The following is a 15,975-nucleotide window of genomic DNA, read 5'->3' as shown; positions in this document are numbered from 1 at the left end:
CGGGCCTGCGCTCCTGTCTACGCCCCGCTCCAGCCCGGCCGCCAGCCCGCACGCCTGACAGCTCGGGTTGATGGGCGACGAACCCGCGTGGCTGAGGCGGTACGCGAGTGCGGCTCATAGCGATGCCTCCGGCGGGGGCGCTCAGGCTCCGGGATGGAGGGGGCTCGTTCGCGCGTGCCGGCCGGTGGGGTGTGGCGGTGGGGACTCCCATCCCGTCTGCCGTCGACCCAGGCAGAGCCGAGCAGACACGGCACCGGGCGTCCAGGTCGTTCGTACAGTGGCGCGCTCCACCTGGACGCCCGGCACCGCGCCTGCTCCACGGTGTGTGGGTCGACGGCAGACGGGATGGGAGTCGGGCGATCTATGGCCGGACCCACGTGGCGCCTGCGACGCACGCCCCAATGCCCCCGACCGGATAGATCGGGGCGCGTTGGATGCCTCCTTGATTACTCCAACAGTCCCCACAGCGATGCATGCAGGTCACGAAGAGTGGCAACTTTCTCACTACTGATGATCTGCTGTTCTCTGGCATTCCTTGCTAGGGATTGGGCGATTAGCCGCTTTCCAGGAACGGAAATATTCTGACCCTCGCACCATTCCTTTAGGGCGAGGTGGCGGCGACCCACAGGAAGTTCGTGACTGTCGGGAACCCAGTTACCGCTATCGCCTCCAATTAGTGAATTGACGCACTCTCTATATTTCGACTCATCCACTAGGTCTTCTAAGGTGGTCCCGGAACCTTCGCCGCCAAGGAAGACAATGCGATCGACGGGTACTCCGCTCTCGGATAGCTTCTCCTGTAGAGCAGTCCCGCCAGAATCACCATCCACGAGAAAACAGCTCTTCGCAGCTTCAAGGTCGAGTTCGCGAGTCAGTCGCGGTGATATTTCTGATAGGCCCGGAGCGATTTGGTACCCAAGGGATTTGAGTTCGCAGGCCTGTCTCAAGAGGGTGGGAAGTAGCAGCATGTCGCTCGGGCCCTCAGTGAGAACTACTCGGCGCACGGAGGCGAAAGCCAGGCTTGCGGCTCCCATTGATAGCAGCATGGGAGTGAAGCCAGCCCCGTCACTCCAGAACCAATTCTTGATAGTGCTGTGAGGGCTGCCAGGTGTCGGGCGAATTACCCTAACTCCAGAACCAATGTCCTCAGGCAGGCAGCCTGCGGAATGGGTTGAATAAATAATCTGCTTTGCGATCCGCTGCCTCGTGAACACATCGATCAGATCCGCCTGCGCGTCATAGTGTAGGTGATTCTCCGCCTCGTCTACGACAACGATCACGTCTTTGGCGCCGTCACCCTTATCGAGATATCGTGAAGAGTGGATGCACGCTACTAGGGCGATGAATTTCCGCAGACCATCACTACGGTCGTGCAAGTCTGTGTAGGCACTACCGTTGGCCACCCGCACCAGGATGCGCAGCACCGAGCCTGAGATGTGGAGGATGGGCCACACTGACTCTTGGCGCCACACCTGGAACGCCTCTTTAAGATTGGCGTTAGCTTGATCGGTTAGCTCTGCCATCCTTAGATGGTCTCCATGGCTGACCGCTTCCCTAAGAGCATCTCCATCGACTTTTGCTAGGCGCAAAAGGTTCATCAAACCTCGTGGCGTTGATTCCTCTTTCGAGAAATCAAAGGAGCTTGGTAGGTTCCTATCCTGTTCGGCAAATTTGACGATCTTAGGTATGCGTTCCACGAGACGTGAGCCAATGATGGCTGCTGGCGGCGGAGAGGCTAGAATATTCCGCAGCGAAGCCAGCTCTTTGCCGAAGTTTTCCATGACGGGAAGATAGTACCGCTCTTCCGCGAGACGCCTTAGCGGTCGAGGTTCTTGATTCTTCTCAGTCTTGTCGGATTTATCGAAGAATGCATCGGGGTCATTTCGCGTCAGTGCCCCGAGATGCCGAAGGGTGTTATCGATATACCTTAGGCGGCCGTCGGAGATGGCCCTTGCTTTGAAGTCATCCATACCATCCAGGCTCTGCATGGCCTGAGTAATCATAGACGTCAGCGGGTCTTGGGGTGCGAGACTTGTACCCGAGTCTTTAGCGTCAGCTTTGCTGGCCCCTCCGTTTTGGAGGGTGAAATCTGCTAGATCCGTCACTTTTCTGATTACGGCCGGATCATGCCAGGGCATGGGGTTGAGGGTCAGGATTCTTCCGTCGACTCCATGCTTGACTATCAGCCACTTCGGAGGATTCCCGTGAGGGATGTCGGCGATTTCCTTCAGGTCGTCGCTTTCGATGACGAATTTCAGTTCCACTCGAGGCTTGGTCGAGTCGCTTTGCTCGATACCGCGCGTGAAATCTGAACTATCAAATTTTGTCCTCGCTGCACCTCTTAGGATAGCGTCGAGAATGCTTGTTTTTCCGGCCTCGTTTGGCCCGACGAGGGCGGTGATCGGATCGTCAATAATTAGCGAATTCTCTCCAGCGAAACGCCGAAAGTTGGTGAAAGTGGCCGAATGGAGTCGCACTACCACTCCTGTCTCGTGGTGGAGTAAGTAGTTATAGAGCACAGCGTGCCGCGGATGAGTGTCTTCCTCGATTTGTATCTAATTGAGGCATTGATCTACTTTGTCATGAAAAGTAGCTATTCTCTGCAGCGGACAACCGGGCGGCGAGGGCCTCAGCGCGCGGTGCTCCTACCCACAGCGGCGGCAGCTGCCGCGCTTGCGGGGCGCACGCGACCCGTCGCCCGGGGCTTGCGCTCCTATCTACCCCCCACTCCAGCCCGACCGCCGACCGCCGGCCCCCACGTCGTACTGCACCGGGCAAGTCCACAGACTGCCCGACGCGCCGGACGCCTACGGGGCCATGATCACTCGCTCCAAAGCAGCTCCAGCCCATAGCCGTTCCGCCGACCTCTGTCGTACCTAGGCTCTACGCTGAGCTAGGACTGCATCACGAGGGGGCGGTATGAGCGAATGGGTCACCATTACAGCGTTCGGCAAGACGTTCAAGGTGCTGCCTGGACATGCCGAGGACTTGCGCAGCTTGGAGACGGAGGGCGCTGTATATCATCGGTTCGCTGACCGAGACGGAAGCGGAGAGTTTCTCGGCACCTTTACGCGCTACCGGATCTCCTTCACTCCCGCCGAGATTTACGAGTACGTCGAAGCGCATGTGGCTCACCAACAATTCAATACGGCACTTCGTGAAACAGGCGACTTTACGGGTGCGGTCCTGGCCGTTCGGGACGAGAAGTACAGGAAGCGCGTCGCGAGCTACCACCAATACGGAAATGGTAAGACTCGCAGCGGGGAATCGATTGACATTCGAGGATGCTTTGCGAGCTTCCTAAGTTCCGACATGGAGGCGCTGATCTGCGGGCGCAGAAGGGATAGGTACGAAGCCGTCCCGATGCTGGGCGGGCAGTCGAATCATGAGGAACTGGCCCTGCAGGCACTGAAGTCGATTCCTGTGACCGCCCGAAAACTTGCGACACGATCGAATGCCAGACCGGCTTTCGCCGTAGAAAACGAGTACGATGTCCAAGATGTCGCAGAGGCTGCCCTAAGTGCGGTATTCCCTGCCGTTTCCCGGGAAGAGTGGACGCCGAAAAGCGCAGGGTCGGCAAAGCGCATTGACCTTGTCGTGAAGGAAGCGGGGATCGTGGTCGAGTGCAAATATGTACGCGATGCCCGGCACGCCAAGAAGGTGGCGGACGAGCTTCGCATTGACTTTGAGAGCTATCACAGCCATGCGGAGTGTCGCCGCTTGTTTGCGTACATTCACGACCCGCACAATTACATTGTGGACCCAGAAGAATTTATGCGCGACCTCGGTGGTCTGCGCAAAAAGGGTGACAGTGAATTCACCGTGACGGTAATTGTGGGGTAGCTCAGGTCGACTCCCGCCTGGAACGGTGCAACTCGTTCAGTGTTGACGGCTTTTGTGGCACTTGACGCATACCGCAACAGGGCGGCACACCGCCGGACAGGGCGAGGAACTGCCGGGAGGTCTGTCGGAGCCCGCACGTAGAGACGCCTTCCGTTGTGCGGGAAACCTGAAGCGCGCTACGAGGGCCTGCCTGGCAGTGCGGCATATCCGTGGACATGGGCGGCCACACGACAAGACCAGCTCTCTGAGCTGCACGAACGTCTGAAATGCGCGGGGCCTCCGGAGCCGTGTGCACGAAGCCCCGGGCTTTGGCCCGGGGCTTCGTGTCGTTGTGGCGCGTGGCTGTTAGCTAAAGACGCCTGCCGGCAGATGGGGGACCTCGTTGCTGTCTCCGGGGTCGGAGGCACCCAGCCTCGGGAGGCGGTGGCCGCGGCTTGCGGCTACGCGGAGTGCGTCTCGCAGGGCGACGGTGAGGTCTGACGCCACGAGACGGAGTTCTTCCGGGGCCGACGACTCGTCGGCGAGTACCTCATGGGCGTGCTCCAGGAGCTCGGCAGCGACGTCGAGTTGGGCGACTTCGGTGCGGTCGGCCAGGCGGGACAAGGGGCCGCCGGTGCCGTCGGTGCTCAGGAAGCAGGGCTTGCCGTCGGGGCCCGACCATGGGAGGAGTCGGAGCTCATTGTGGGGCGTCATCCTTCGGCCCTTCTGCCTTCGGGCGTGTGGTGGGTGGTGAAGACGGCTTCCGTGCGGTCGCCAGGGAGGGCCAGGAGCGCGGCCTCGACGACGCGGCCGGCGGTGTCGGTCGCTACGCGAGTGATCGCCAGAACGGCGAGGGTCGGGCTGATTCGGAGGGTTGCCGCTTCCACCGGGGTGGGGAGGCGAGCGCAGAGTCTCTCCTCGACCTCGGCCAGTGGCGTCGCTACGGTTGTGGGCCAGGTCGACTCGTCGGGTATGACAGCCGGGGCCAGATCGCGAGGGATGTAGACGCGGGACAGGCTGTGCGGCGAGGTTCCGTCGTGACTCAGGCACTGGAATTCGGTGAGGGGACTGCCAGTCGGCACCCGCAGCAAGACGGACAGGTGGCCGCGCGCCCGGATTTTGGTGGTGCGGACGCTGATCTCTAAGCCCGGAGTCGGCAGTGTCGGGCTGCCGCCGAGGTACGTGATCCTGCGAAGAGGGGGACGGACGAAGTTGCCCTTGCCGTGGACCTTTTCAACGAGACCTTCGGCCTGGAGGAGCGCGAGGGCGCTCCGTAGGGTCGGCGTGCTGACCGTGTAGCGGGCGGCGAGTTGGGCTTCGGAGGGGAGGCGGTCGCCGGCCTTGATGCGGCCGGTCGAGATCTGAGCCCTGAGGTCATCGGCGATGACGTGACGGCGAGAGGCCACGGCGCTGATCACCAACTCTCTGCATCCTCAGGGCGATGAGCCGGGTTCGGGAGTGCATGGTCAGCAGTTCGCCCGACTCGAAGAGGAGGCGCTTTGCACCGCCCGGAAGTTGGATGAGGTCGGCCACGCGGCACGGCTGGCCGCCGATCTGGATGACATCGCCCCGCTGGACGTTGGCCGAGGTGATCTCGACGTTGGAGGCCAGCGCGCCGCTCGGCGTCCAGCTCCTCATGGGGTCGCCTCCTTCGGCGCTTCCCGGCCGGCCGCCGGGTGGCAGGGGCAGTCGCACGCCTCGTAGATCACGGGGACGCCGACCGGCGCCAGGGACGGCGAGGACTGCGCGCACTCGTGGTGCGTGCCGATCCGACACGAGCTCGATCGGTAGGGGACGGCTTTCGCATGCATCAGTTGACCTCCGGCGGCACGAACCACGGCGGCCCTAAAGGGCGCACTCTGGTGCGCCCAACTGCGCGGCGGATACGGTTCAACACGCTGATCAGCTCCTATCGCTGATGGCCAGGTCCCCGGACATCGCCCGTCGCGGGGACCGTTCTGTGTACGGCGGCCCATAAGGTGCGGCCGTTCAAGCTGCTGGCCTGGAGTCCGAATCGATCGGCCTCCCCCACCACTTCCAAGGCCTCCCGCCATGTCTTGGCGAGGAGCGATTCCGGCACCTCCGCTTCGATTGACGTGTGACGGGCGTGTTCCTCCACGCGTGTGGTGAGTCCGAGGGCGGACAGCCGGGCGGCGATGTCCACCGCACTTGCTTCCGAAGCGGGCACAGGAGAGCCTCCGTCGCCAAGGGATCACATTGCGTGAAGCTAGTTAACTAGATTAGAGCTAGTGGACTAGATTTTCCACATGCCTGAGCAGCAGCCGCCGTATCTCCGCATCGCTGACGAACTCCGGCGGAGGATCGCGGAGCACGAGTGGGAGCCCGGAGACCGTCTCCCCTCGCGTGCCCAGATCGGTCAGGAGTGCGGCGTCGGCGAGAACGTCGTCCGTCGGGCGCAGGAGCTGCTGATCTCCCAAGGGGTCCTGGAGGGGCGGGCGGGATCCGGAACGTACGTCGCGGAGCCTCGTCAGCGTGTGCGCGTGGTCCGCTCGTCAGCGCGCGAGCAGGGCGGCGGTTCGCCGTTCCGGGCCGACATGAGGGCCTTGGGTAAGCAGGGGGACTGGGAGAGTCGGACCGAGGCCAAGGTTCCGGCGCCGGCGGAGATTGCCGCACGGCTCGGCATCGTCGAGGGCGACCTGTGCGTCCGCACGGTGTACGAGTTCCTTGCCGACGGGCGGCCCGCGCAGTTGTCGACGAGCTGGGAGCCGTATGACCTCACCGGCGGAACTCTCGTCGTCCTTCCCGAGGGCGGGCCACACGCCGGGGCCGGCGTCGTGAACCGGATGGCTCAGATCGGCGTCACCGTCGGCCATGCCGTCGAGCAGCCGGAGCCGCGGCAGGCCACTGCCGAGGAGGCGTCTCTTCTCGGGATTCAGAAAGCCTCGCTCGTCACCCACATCCGGCGGACGTACTACAGCGACGAAGGACGGCCCGTTGAGACGGCGGACATCGTCGTCCCCGCCACTCTGTGCGAGATTGTCTACGAGATTCCGATCAACCGGCACTGACGTCCGCGGCTCGAATCGTTATGCCGGATGCGGGCGACGTCTGTCGGTCGCTCGCGCCAGAGCAACTCCAGTCCAGAGCCGCTCTTCCGACCTCGGCTGTACGGTCACCATGTGGACGAAGAATCGGTGATCATCAAACTCACGCGTGACCAGGCATTCGTCCTGTCTGACTGGCTGTATGAAGTCATGATGCAGTCCGACAAGCTGGACGCCATCGTGCCGGACCGAGCGGTCTGGTCGGGGATCTACGCGATTTCCGGAACGTTGGAGACGACTCTGCCCGAGGTGTTCATGCCCGACTACGCCGGCCGCCTGGAGCAGGCGAGGCGGCGTTTGTTGGAGGCTGTAGGTAGTGGCGAAGGCGACGAAGCGGGGGAGTGAAGGACGTTGGAACCACTCGGATACGCGTTTGCCGCCGTGGCGTGGGGCAGCGTCGTCATGGCCCTACTTGCATGTGGGGTCGCCACGGTGCTGACCGTCAGGTGGCGTCGGCGGGCCATCGCTGCTCTGGAAACGAAGAGTTGGCTGCCGAAGGGCGGCAAGCCCCGGGCCAGCCTGACATCTCTCCCTGACAACAGTGCCACCGCCGACAGCCCTACCCGAGGCCCTCTTGCGCGTGGGTCGCTCGGTGGACAATGACGGCATGACGTTGACGATTTGGGTCGATGACTGGCAGATGCAGTGCTGCGGAGAGAGCTTCGCGCCAGGGGACGTTGTTTCGTGGACTCTGCTGGAGGCCGATCAGGAGGACTACGCCGACGTCGTCGGTAGCGAACGTGCGGATGAGATCGACTTCTGCGAAGAGCATCACGGTCAGGACGAGGGACACGCACCCACCTCGGTGGAAGTGGTGTCGATCGTCGAGGTGCACTGCCGTTACGGGGTACCCCCGGGCGCCACAGACAGGGTGAACTACCCCGTTCCGGGCACGACCGTACTGGTACCGGTTGAGAAGGCGGACGGGTGGGCGAAGGCCAGGCCGGACGTGCGCTTCGCGGGCTACCTGGTGACCGCCCGGCGTGTCACAGACTGTCCGGAAGGTGCGGCTGCTCGCGGTCGATGAGGGAGCTGGCGGACGCGTGCCAGATGCGTGCCAGATCGAGCGGCCAACCACGGTCACTGGAGGATTGCTACGGCCTCCACAGCTTGTGACAGCCGTCGTAGTGCACAGAAGGGCTGAGCTGCGGTGACGGGTCAGCTTCCGGCGCCAGGCTTACAAAGCAGATGTCGGCGGTTCGAAACCGTCCGCGCCCACCGGTACGAAGGCCCCCAGTCGTTTGCGGCTGGGGGCCTTCGCCATGTGCTTCCGGCACCGACGGGGGACAGCTGCTCACGAGCGGCGGCGGCTCCTGAGCAGCCGGTCCGAGTGGCTTACGGTCTGGACGACGCGGGTATGGAGAGATCGTCTACGAGGTGCCTGTCAGCCGGTGACGGGGACTGCTGAGGGGGAGATGATGGAGCCTCTCGGGTACGCCATCGGCGCGTTGGTCCGGGGTGCGCCTGTTGTCGCTCTCCTCATGGTGGTGCTCACGGCGATCGCCGTCGGCCGGTGGCGACGGAGGGCCATCGCGGCCTTGGAGGGCGCGGAGCTGGAAGCGGGTGAAAGCGTCTCTCGGGGTGCCCGGAAGGACGTGCGGGCGGCCGAGGAAGGCTGACACCGGCCACGCTTCCGGGTGCCCGTCCGCGCCATCGGTGTCGGGGCGTGGTCCCCGTACGCGATGGCGCAACGTGGTCCTGTGGGCGGCAGGCATCATGGCCTCCATGACGCCGAACCTGACCATGCCCCCGGCGCCGGGCATGCCCACTTCTCCTGAGCACGTCAACAGCAGAGAGGAACTGGCGTCCTTCGTCCGCTCTCTCCGCCGCAGCCATGGTGACGGCGGCGACGCCTGGGACAACGCGGACCTCGCCGGGTTCCTGGAGGCGCTGGCGGCCTGGATGGACGACGCGGACGGTTGGTACCGCAACACCGGCCGCGAACTGCCGCCCCATGGCGACTGGCGCTTCTTCGCCCGAGCGCTCCAGGCGGCGACGATGTACGAGTAGCCGCAGGTCCTGCCGGGGCAGCGGGCGGCAGACAGAGGCGCGTTGGAAGAGTGCGGGGCGCGGACGCGGGACGGCATCAGCGAGCTGGTGCGTGCGGCCAAGTCGCGGCTCTGATCGGTGTCCGGTGTCCGGTGTCCGGTGTCCGTGCTCGGCTTTGACGAAAGGCCCCTTGCCGGGCGCGGCTAGGGGCCTTTCGTCATGCGTGTGTCCGTCAGGCCTTGATCACTTCTACCTTCTTGTCGCCCGCCGTCGCCACGGTCACCCACTTGACCGTGCCCGTCTCGCGGTCGCTCGCCGTCGTCGCTCCGGTCGTCGCGTGGCCCGCCACGGCGACGAGCGCTGCCGCCAGGATGCCGAGGGCGATGCCGGCCTTGGTCGTGGTGGTCGTACGTGCGGTGTGGGCCTGCGCCACGGGGTCCTCCCTGAAGTGCCTCTGGTCGAAGGTGGGATGAACGTACCTTGTGGTGGGCCGTGGAGGAATGGGCGAAGAGTTGACGGACGGCCCGCACGGCCGGTGTACTCCCCGCATGGCTGACGTGGGGGACTCGCCCGAACCGGGCGTGCAGAGCGGCGAGATGACGCCGCAGCGGTACATCGAGGGCCGGCTCTCGCAGTACCAGGGCTGGTACGACGCCAAGGCGACCCGGATGAAGGCGATGCATCTGCGGATGCGGACCGTCTCCGTCGTCGGCGGCGCCCTCGTCCCCGTCTTCGTCAATCTCGACCTCGCCTTCGCCCGCGTCACCGCCACCGTGCTGAGCGTGGTCGTCGTCGCCGCGGTCTCCCTGGAGAGCGTCTACCGCTACCGCGAGCAGTGGAAGAACTACCGGTCCACCGAGCAACTCCTCGGGCACGAACGGGTCTACTTCGAGACCAAGGTCGGGCCCTACCACAACCTTCCCCGCCGCGAGGCGTTCTCGACGCTCGTCGCCAGGGTCGAGAAGGCCATCGCCAACGAGAACTCCGCCACCCTCAACGTCATGACACTCGGCGGGCAGGTCAACGCCGATGTGCAGCAGCACGGGATCCCCGCCGCCCGCGCCGCCGGGGACGAGGAGGGAGAGGGGGCTCGGGGGCGGGGTGGCGCCGTGGACTCCGCTGCCGCGCCCGGCGTCAGCTCCCCGACCGCCGCGCCTGCCTCGACCTCCGTCGACTCCGCGCCCGCCTCGAACCCCGTCGACGAGCCGGGGCCCCGGAAGTCTTCCGGAGCCCCTTAGTACGTCAGCCGCGGCGCCCGGTCAGCACCACTTGTAGTCCACCCGCGTCGAGTTGTACGAGCAGACGTCCACCCGCGTGCCGTTCGACTTGCGCAGCGTCGCCGTGTCGCGGTCGTTGTTCCAGACGTACGCGGCACGGTTCTGGTAGACGTTCGCGGCCGTGTTCGTACCGCGGCCCGTGCGGACCGTCACGATCTTGCCCTTGCCGAGCACGTAGCTGCCGAACGTGTACTTGTGGTTCGCCGCGTCCGTGACCGTCCAGCCCCGGAGGTTGACCGCCGCGCCCGTCGTGTTCCGTATCTGCACGTACTCGGCGTTGAGGCTGGTGTTCGAGCGGCTGTCCGTGCCCGGGCTGTCGTAGTAGATCTTGTACAGGTGGACCGAGCCGGCGGCCTGTGCCTGCGTGGGCAGCAGCAGGATGCCGGAAGCGGCGGCCGCGGTCACGGCCGCGAACGTGCGTGCGCGAAGCATGAATGTCCCTCAGTTTCTGCCGGACGCCCGCCGATGGGGCCGGCGAGCCCACAGAATACGCACGTCCTTCACCTCGCCCACACGAATTCGGGGAGAGGGGATGGGGGTTGCGGTGGGCGCGAGGAGGGAAGGGCTGGTAGGTGCGCTTTACGCGTCGAAGTCGTACTCAAGTACGTACGCCGACGAGTCCAGCGTCATCTCGTTCAGCTCCACCGCCACCCCCGGCCTCGTGAACGCCGTTCGCCCGATGAGCACCACCGGTGTCCCGGCCTCCAGCGCCAGCCCGTCCATCTCCTCCGCCGTCGGCATCCGGCAGCGGATCTCCTCCCGGAACCTCACCGGCCGGTGCCCCAGCTCCGTCAGCCGCGCGTACGTGCCTCCCGGCCCCGTGTCCGGCTCGGCGATCGGCGTCCCGCGCACCAGCTCCGCCGAGAGGTACGAGACCGAGAGCAGCACCGGCTTGGCGTCCAGCACGAACCGGCGGCGCCGGACGCACACGGGCGCGCCCGGCGCCAGGTTCAGCGCCTCCGCGATCCGCTCCCCGGCCCGCGTCTCGCCCACCTCGATCCGGTCCACGACCAGGTCCCGGTCGTCCTGCACGTCCGCCGACCAGACCGAACGTCCGTTGCCCCAGCGGTCCCCGGACAGGCGCGGGATGCCTCGGCGGCGCAGCGGGCGGAACGCGCGGACGAAGACACCGGCCCCTTTGCGGGCGTCCGCGAGACCCTCGTTGCGCAGCACCGAGAGCGCCTGACGGGCCGTCATCCGCGCCACTTCGTACGTCGCCATGAGGTCGTTCTCACCGGGCAGCCGGGCGCCCGGCGCGAAGGCGCCCGACCGGATCGCGGTTCTCAACTCATCTGCGATGCGCTGGTACTTGGGCCGACGAGCGCTGTCCTGGTCAGTCACGGGTGGACCACTCCCTTCGTCTCCGTGACACCCTACGGCGCGCCCCTAAGGCGAGGCGCACACGCCTGTGCCGTCCCGCCCGTCGATCCATCCATCGGGGGACATCTCTAGAGATACGTTGACAGCGGGGTGTCGTACGGCTTCTCTAGGTGTCCCCGTACCTCGGGAGCGCGTCCGGAGCGCCTCGCGAGCGTGTCCGGAGTGCGTCCGGAGTGCGCGGGGGAGTGCTTCGGGAGAACGTCAGGAGATCGGGACGGAGGGATGCGTGCAGCCACTGCCCGAGGTCGGTGACCTCGTCCGCGACACCGCCACCGGGCGGGTCGGTTTCTATGTGGGGAGCGTCTCCGGGCGTGTGCTGATCCGCGCCGTCCACGGCGGCGCCGCGTGGGCGGCCGAGCCCGCCGACGTACAGCCCGCCACACCCCTGCGCGAGCTGCGCGCCCGCGCCGCCGAGATCAACGCGCGTAGTAGACGGGGGCTCGGGGGGCTGGGGTGAGGCCTGAGCCGGTCGTCGGGTGAGGTCTGAGCCGGCCCTCGGGTGAGGCCGGAGCCGGCCGTCGGCTGAGACTGGGGCCGGGCCGGTTGGCGCGGGTCGGTCATGGGTGCCGGATCGGGGTGGCGGGGCCGGGGTGGTCGGCGTGGGCATGGGTCCACCTGGCGCGACCGTGGGTGTTCCGGGCCGTTGTCAGTGGTGCGCGCGACACTGGAGGCATGTGCCGCAGCATCAAGACGCTCCGACCGCCCGCGCTGCCCGAGGAGGCGACCGAGGACGACATCCGCGCCGCCGCCCTGCAGTACGTCCGCAAGGTCTCCGGCTTCCGCGCCCCCGCCGCCCACAACCGCGAGGTCTTCGAGCGGGCCGTGGACGAGATCGCGGAGGCCACCGCGAGACTCCTCGACGGCCTGGAGGTGCGCGGGGCGCACCCCGCCGTCAGGACGCCGTCGCGGGAGCCGCAGCCGGACGCCGTATGAGATAGGCGGCGAGCCCGCCCGCGAGGAAGAGCGCGAGGGTCGACACCCCCGCGCTGAACCAGGTCGCGCCCAGCCACTGCCCGCCCAGCCAGCCGAGCCCCACGCTGTACGAGGCCCAGGTCACGCCCGCGAGGGCCGACCACGGCAGGAACTCCTCGACCCGGCGCTTCGCCGCGCCCGCGCCCAGGGACACCACGGAGCGGCCCGCCGGGGCGAAGCGCGCGAGGACGACCAGCAGTCCGCCGCCCCGCGCCAGCGCGGTGCCGAGACGTTCCTGCGCCACGGACAGGCGCCTGGAGCGGGCGATCGCCCGGTCGATCCTGGCGCCGCCCCTGAGGGCCAGCCGGTACGCCAGGAAGTCGCCCAGCACCGACGCGGAGGCCGCGCAGAGCAGCAGGGGGAGGATCGAGGGCACGTCGGGGGTGGCCGCCGTGGCCGTTGCCGCTGCCGTGGCGGCGGTGATGACCAGGAAGCCGCTCGGCAGCACGGGCAGGAAGACATCGAGCAGGATCGACGCCGCCACCACCGGGTAGATCCACGGACCGGTGGTGAGCGACCGCAGCGAGCCCAGGCTGTCGAGCAGATTCACAGGGCCAGAGCCTACGCGGGGGCGCGGGAACGCCCGCCGGGTGGGTGCGGGAGGCGGGAGGCGGGTGTCGGCGCTCGGCGCTCGGTGGTCGATGGCCGGTGGTCGGGGCGTCGGGCGTCGGGCGTCGGTGCCTCGGGGTGTCGCGCCGAGGCGCCGGTGTCCGTGGTCGCGCGAAGTTGTGTGACCTTGCGGGAAAGCGTCCAGCGTCAGGCGCCGGTTCCGGGTGACGGGCGGACCGGAAAGGGCCGGAAGACGTGCTGCGGATTCCGGCCCCTTCCTGTAGAGCCGCCTAGGCCGCGACCGGCGTGCCCCGCTCTTCGCGTTCCCCTTGTGTCCCGCCCGCCGTCGCCGCCGAGCCGACCCGGGTACCGAAGAGCCGGTCCAGGGCCAGCGCGCCGGGGCCGGTGAACACCAGGAGGAGGAAGGACCAGGAGAACAGGGCCGCGGTCTCGCCGCCGTTCTGCAGCGGGAAGAGGGCGGCCGGCTGGTGGACGTCGAAGTACGCGTACGCCATCGAGCCCGAGGCGAGGAACGCGGCGCTCCGGGTGCCGAGTCCGGCCAGGACCAGACCACCGGCGGCGAGCTGGATCACGGCCGCGTACCAGCCCGGCCAGGTGCCGGCCGGGACCGTGCCGCCGCTGCCCGCCGAGCCGCCGAGGATCCCGAAGAGGGAGGCGGCGCCGTGGCACGCGAAGAGCAGGCCGACGACTATGCGGAAGAGACCGAGCGCGTACGGCTGGACCCGGTCCAGACGGCCCGCGAGACCGCTCGGGGTGACCGGGGTGACCGGGGTGACCGGGGCGACCGGAGTGACCGGGGCGCTCGGATCCTTCCGGCTGCTCCGGCCGTTCGCGTTGTTCGGGTCGTTCTGGTTGTTCTGGTTGTTCATGGGGGGACTCCTTCGGCCTGACCCCGTCCGTGGGGTGGACGGGGGGTGGGGACGGAAACCGATGAGGCCGCAAGGTTAGGCACCCCTCAGTAGTACTTGCAAGTTCAACATTCAGCCGTCGGGAAGTGTGTGGTGACGTTCACTTTCCGACGGCCGATGCCGACGAGCTGTCAGGGGCGGGGTGGTCAGCAGCCGTTGAGGACCGACTGCAGGGCGCTCTTCTCGGCGGAGTCGACGCTGAGGTTCCAGTGGTACTTCACCTGCACCCATGCGCGGACGTACGTGCAGCGGTAGGCGGTCCGCGAGGGCAGCCACTTCGCCGGGTCGAGGTCTCCCTTCGCCTGGTTGACGTTGTCCGTGACGGCGATGAGCTGCGGTCGCGTCAGGTCGTTCGCGAACGACTGGCGCTGTGCGGTGGTCCACGAGGAGGCGCCCGAGCGCCAGGCCTCGGCGAGCGGGACCATGTGGTCGATGTCGAGGTCGGACGCGGCGGTCCAGGTGGCCCCGTCGTACTCCGAGTACCAGCTTCCGCTGACGGAGGCGCAGCTGGAGTCCGTGACGACGTTCACGCCGTCGCGCTTGAGGACGGTCTCGCGCGTGTTGCAGGTGCCGGACTGGGTGATCCAGTGGGGGAAGAGGTCCCTGCTGTAACCCGAGGTGGAACCTTCCGCCTTCACGGTGAGGGCGGCCAGGTAGGTGCGGGCCGTCGCGGCGCTCACCGGGGTGGGCATGGCGGCCTGGGCGGTCGGGGCGGCGGCGAGGGCGCCGGTGAGGGGGAGGGCGACGGAGGCGGCGAGGACGGCGAGTCGACGCGCGTAGATCATGCCGACGGGCATGTGAACTCCCTTGAGGTGGGGGGACTTTGGCGGATGCCGTCCCCGCGTGGGGTGCCGGGCGACGGCCCGGTCATCGTGGCGGCGCCAGGTTTCCGTGGGGGTGCGCCAGGTAACAGAGTGGCGACATGGACACGTCACATCAAGGGGTGTGACGTGCCTTGACGGAGCGCCAGATTCCGCCCGGTGTCACGGGAGTGGGCGGGCGCCTGCCGGGAGGCGTGGGCCGGTCATCGCCGGGAGGTGCGGGTTGGTCCCGCCGGGACGTGCGAGTCGGCGCCCGTCGGGAGCTGCGGACCCGCCCCCGCCGGGAGGCGCGTATCGCGGGCGTATCGAAAATCGCATACGCCGTCGCAACGGTCCCCCGTCTTTGATGGAGGCATGAACCACAACGCATCCGTGTCGGCATCACCGTCGCCCCGCCGTGCGCGCGGGATCGTGCTCGTCGGTCTCGCCGTCCTCGGCCTGGGAGGCGCCTTGTTCCCCATGCGCAGGATGCTCATGATGTCCGCCCCGCGGTGCATGGCCGGGCGGTGGCACGGCTGCTTCGACACGTTCAACGGTGTGGTGCTCATGACCCTGGTCACCGTGCCGTTGGCCGTGCTGGTGGCGTGGGTTCTTGCGCGCCGCCGGCAGGCGAGGGGAGTCGCGGCGGCGTGGCGGCTGTCGCTGGCCGAGGTGGGCATGGTCCACGGGACGGTGCCGTTCCTGTGGCTGACGATGATGCCGGGCGCCGGGGCCGGCGTCGTACCCGGCCGGTTCAGTCTGGTGCCGCTGAGGGACCTGGTCACGATGGGGCCGCTCGGGATCGTCGGCAACCTTCTGGTCTTCGCCTCCCTGGGGTTCTTCGCCCCGATGCGCTTCGCCGCACTGGCGTCCATACCGCGCGTCCTGGCGCTCGGGGCGGGCTGTTCGGCCCTGGTCGAGACGGCGCAGTACGTCCTGCGCCTCGACCGGGTGTCCTCCGTGGACGACATCCTGGTCAACACGGCCGGCTGCGTACTGGCGGCGCTGGCGTCACGGCGCTGGTGGCGCACGACGGCGGAGGCCGACGCCGCCGCACCGCTTCGGGACGGCCGCCCAGACCCTCGGAACGCTCCGGGGCCGGCATCGGCATCGGCGCCCTACGACATCACTCGCGGCCCGGCGGAGGGTGCCGGCACACACTCCACGGCGGTGACCCGAGGTGCTTAGGGTT

Annotated in this window: 21 protein-coding genes; 10 read left to right on the top strand and 11 right to left on the bottom strand. The window is 67.1% G+C overall.

Annotated elements, in window-relative coordinates; genetic code table 11:
- Positions 1-446 precede the first annotated feature (446 nt).
- Positions 447-2,477, bottom strand: coding sequence for an AAA family ATPase (locus tag V4Y03_RS09595; protein WP_332434641.1), 2,031 nt, complete (start codon positions 2,475-2,477; stop codon positions 447-449).
- A 442-nt stretch (positions 2,478-2,919) separates the two neighbouring features.
- Between V4Y03_RS09595 and V4Y03_RS09590 the strand changes: the two genes are divergently transcribed.
- A complete protein-coding gene (locus V4Y03_RS09590) occupies positions 2,920-3,843 on the top strand; it encodes a hypothetical protein (protein WP_332434640.1) in 924 nt (307 codons plus the stop codon).
- Positions 3,844-4,188: 345 nt separating this feature from the next.
- Here the strand turns inward: V4Y03_RS09590 and V4Y03_RS09585 are convergent, their stop codons facing one another.
- The 4 genes from V4Y03_RS09585 to V4Y03_RS09570 all read right to left on the bottom strand — a co-directional run bounded on the left by V4Y03_RS09585 (position 4,189) and on the right by V4Y03_RS09570 (position 6,010).
- A complete protein-coding gene (locus tag V4Y03_RS09585; RefSeq protein WP_332434639.1) occupies positions 4,189-4,536 on the bottom strand; it encodes a hypothetical protein in 348 nt (115 codons plus the stop codon).
- Positions 4,533-5,240 carry a GntR family transcriptional regulator gene (locus tag V4Y03_RS09580; protein ID WP_332434638.1) on the bottom strand — a complete coding sequence of 236 codons (708 nt, stop codon included), beginning with the start codon at positions 5,238-5,240 and terminating at the stop codon, positions 4,533-4,535. Before V4Y03_RS09580 ends, V4Y03_RS09585 begins: the two co-directional genes overlap by 4 nt.
- Complete coding sequence (locus V4Y03_RS09575) at positions 5,197-5,460, bottom strand: hypothetical protein (protein ID WP_184929974.1); 264 nt, start codon at positions 5,458-5,460, stop codon at positions 5,197-5,199. Before V4Y03_RS09575 ends, V4Y03_RS09580 begins: the two co-directional genes overlap by 44 nt.
- Positions 5,461-5,731: 271 nt before the next feature.
- On the bottom strand, positions 5,732-6,010 hold the full coding sequence (locus tag V4Y03_RS09570) for a hypothetical protein (RefSeq protein ID WP_332434637.1): 279 nt from the start codon (positions 6,008-6,010) through the stop codon (positions 5,732-5,734).
- Positions 6,011-6,089: 79 nt separating this feature from the next.
- On the opposite strand from V4Y03_RS09570, the gene V4Y03_RS09565 reads away from it, so the two are divergent.
- The 5 genes from V4Y03_RS09565 (at position 6,090) to V4Y03_RS09545 (ending at position 8,897) form a co-directional block, all read left to right on the top strand.
- Positions 6,090-6,851, top strand: coding sequence for a GntR family transcriptional regulator (locus V4Y03_RS09565; RefSeq protein WP_332434636.1), 762 nt, complete (start codon positions 6,090-6,092; stop codon positions 6,849-6,851).
- A 111-nt stretch (positions 6,852-6,962) separates the two neighbouring features.
- Positions 6,963-7,232, top strand: coding sequence for a hypothetical protein (locus V4Y03_RS09560; protein ID WP_332434635.1), 270 nt, complete (start codon positions 6,963-6,965; stop codon positions 7,230-7,232).
- A gap of 262 nt (positions 7,233-7,494) precedes the next feature.
- Complete coding sequence (locus tag V4Y03_RS09555; protein ID WP_332434634.1) at positions 7,495-7,914, top strand: DUF6578 domain-containing protein; 420 nt, start codon at positions 7,495-7,497, stop codon at positions 7,912-7,914.
- A gap of 364 nt (positions 7,915-8,278) precedes the next feature.
- Entirely contained in the window at positions 8,279-8,506 is a 228-nt protein-coding gene (locus tag V4Y03_RS09550) for a hypothetical protein (protein ID WP_332434633.1), read from the top strand.
- A 106-nt stretch (positions 8,507-8,612) separates the two neighbouring features.
- Entirely contained in the window at positions 8,613-8,897 is a 285-nt protein-coding gene (locus V4Y03_RS09545) for a DUF7660 family protein (protein WP_332434632.1), read from the top strand.
- Positions 8,898-9,108: 211 nt separating this feature from the next.
- Here the strand turns inward: V4Y03_RS09545 and V4Y03_RS09540 are convergent, their stop codons facing one another.
- Positions 9,109-9,309: a hypothetical protein gene (locus V4Y03_RS09540; RefSeq protein ID WP_332434631.1), complete on the bottom strand. Its 201-nt coding sequence runs from the start codon at positions 9,307-9,309 to the stop codon at positions 9,109-9,111.
- Between the two features lie 115 nt (positions 9,310-9,424).
- Here V4Y03_RS09540 and V4Y03_RS09535 point away from each other — a divergent pair, with 115 nt between their 5' ends.
- Positions 9,425-10,114 carry a DUF4231 domain-containing protein gene (locus V4Y03_RS09535; RefSeq protein ID WP_317876515.1) on the top strand — a complete coding sequence of 230 codons (690 nt, stop codon included), beginning with the start codon at positions 9,425-9,427 and terminating at the stop codon, positions 10,112-10,114.
- Positions 10,115-10,135: 21 nt separating this feature from the next.
- Here V4Y03_RS09535 and V4Y03_RS09530 read toward each other — a convergent pair whose 3' ends face one another.
- Positions 10,136-10,585, bottom strand: coding sequence for a lamin tail domain-containing protein (locus V4Y03_RS09530; RefSeq protein WP_317876516.1), 450 nt, complete (start codon positions 10,583-10,585; stop codon positions 10,136-10,138).
- Between the two features lie 147 nt (positions 10,586-10,732).
- Positions 10,733-11,494 carry a GntR family transcriptional regulator gene (locus V4Y03_RS09525; protein ID WP_317876517.1) on the bottom strand — a complete coding sequence of 254 codons (762 nt, stop codon included), beginning with the start codon at positions 11,492-11,494 and terminating at the stop codon, positions 10,733-10,735.
- A 265-nt stretch (positions 11,495-11,759) separates the two neighbouring features.
- Here V4Y03_RS09525 and V4Y03_RS09520 point away from each other — a divergent pair, with 265 nt between their 5' ends.
- Both V4Y03_RS09520 and V4Y03_RS09515 read left to right on the top strand, forming a co-directional pair.
- Positions 11,760-11,990: a hypothetical protein gene (locus V4Y03_RS09520; RefSeq protein ID WP_332434630.1), complete on the top strand. Its 231-nt coding sequence runs from the start codon at positions 11,760-11,762 to the stop codon at positions 11,988-11,990.
- A gap of 215 nt (positions 11,991-12,205) precedes the next feature.
- Positions 12,206-12,466, top strand: coding sequence for a DUF2277 domain-containing protein (locus V4Y03_RS09515; protein ID WP_317876519.1), 261 nt, complete (start codon positions 12,206-12,208; stop codon positions 12,464-12,466).
- Here V4Y03_RS09515 and V4Y03_RS09510 read toward each other — a convergent pair.
- The 3 genes from V4Y03_RS09510 to V4Y03_RS09500 form a co-directional block, all read right to left on the bottom strand.
- Positions 12,426-13,055 (bottom strand): DedA family protein, encoded by a 630-nt coding sequence (locus V4Y03_RS09510; RefSeq protein ID WP_443079764.1) that lies wholly within the window; start codon positions 13,053-13,055, stop codon positions 12,426-12,428. The two genes, V4Y03_RS09515 and V4Y03_RS09510, sit on opposite strands and share 41 nt — an antisense overlap.
- A gap of 289 nt (positions 13,056-13,344) precedes the next feature.
- Positions 13,345-13,806, bottom strand: coding sequence for a DoxX family protein (locus tag V4Y03_RS09505; RefSeq protein ID WP_332437140.1), 462 nt, complete (start codon positions 13,804-13,806; stop codon positions 13,345-13,347).
- A gap of 323 nt (positions 13,807-14,129) precedes the next feature.
- Complete coding sequence (locus V4Y03_RS09500; RefSeq protein ID WP_332434629.1) at positions 14,130-14,780, bottom strand: HNH endonuclease family protein; 651 nt, start codon at positions 14,778-14,780, stop codon at positions 14,130-14,132.
- A gap of 378 nt (positions 14,781-15,158) precedes the next feature.
- Here V4Y03_RS09500 and V4Y03_RS09495 point away from each other — a divergent pair, with 378 nt between their 5' ends.
- Positions 15,159-15,971, top strand: coding sequence for a VanZ family protein (locus tag V4Y03_RS09495; RefSeq protein ID WP_332434628.1), 813 nt, complete (start codon positions 15,159-15,161; stop codon positions 15,969-15,971).
- Positions 15,972-15,975 lie beyond the last annotated feature (4 nt).

It is taken from the genome of Streptomyces sp. P9-A4 (assembly GCF_036634195.1).
Lineage (GTDB): Bacteria > Actinomycetota > Actinomycetes > Streptomycetales > Streptomycetaceae > Streptomyces.
The sequence above is the reverse complement of the archived record's forward strand: the minus strand, read 5'-3'. Positions and strand labels throughout refer to the sequence as shown.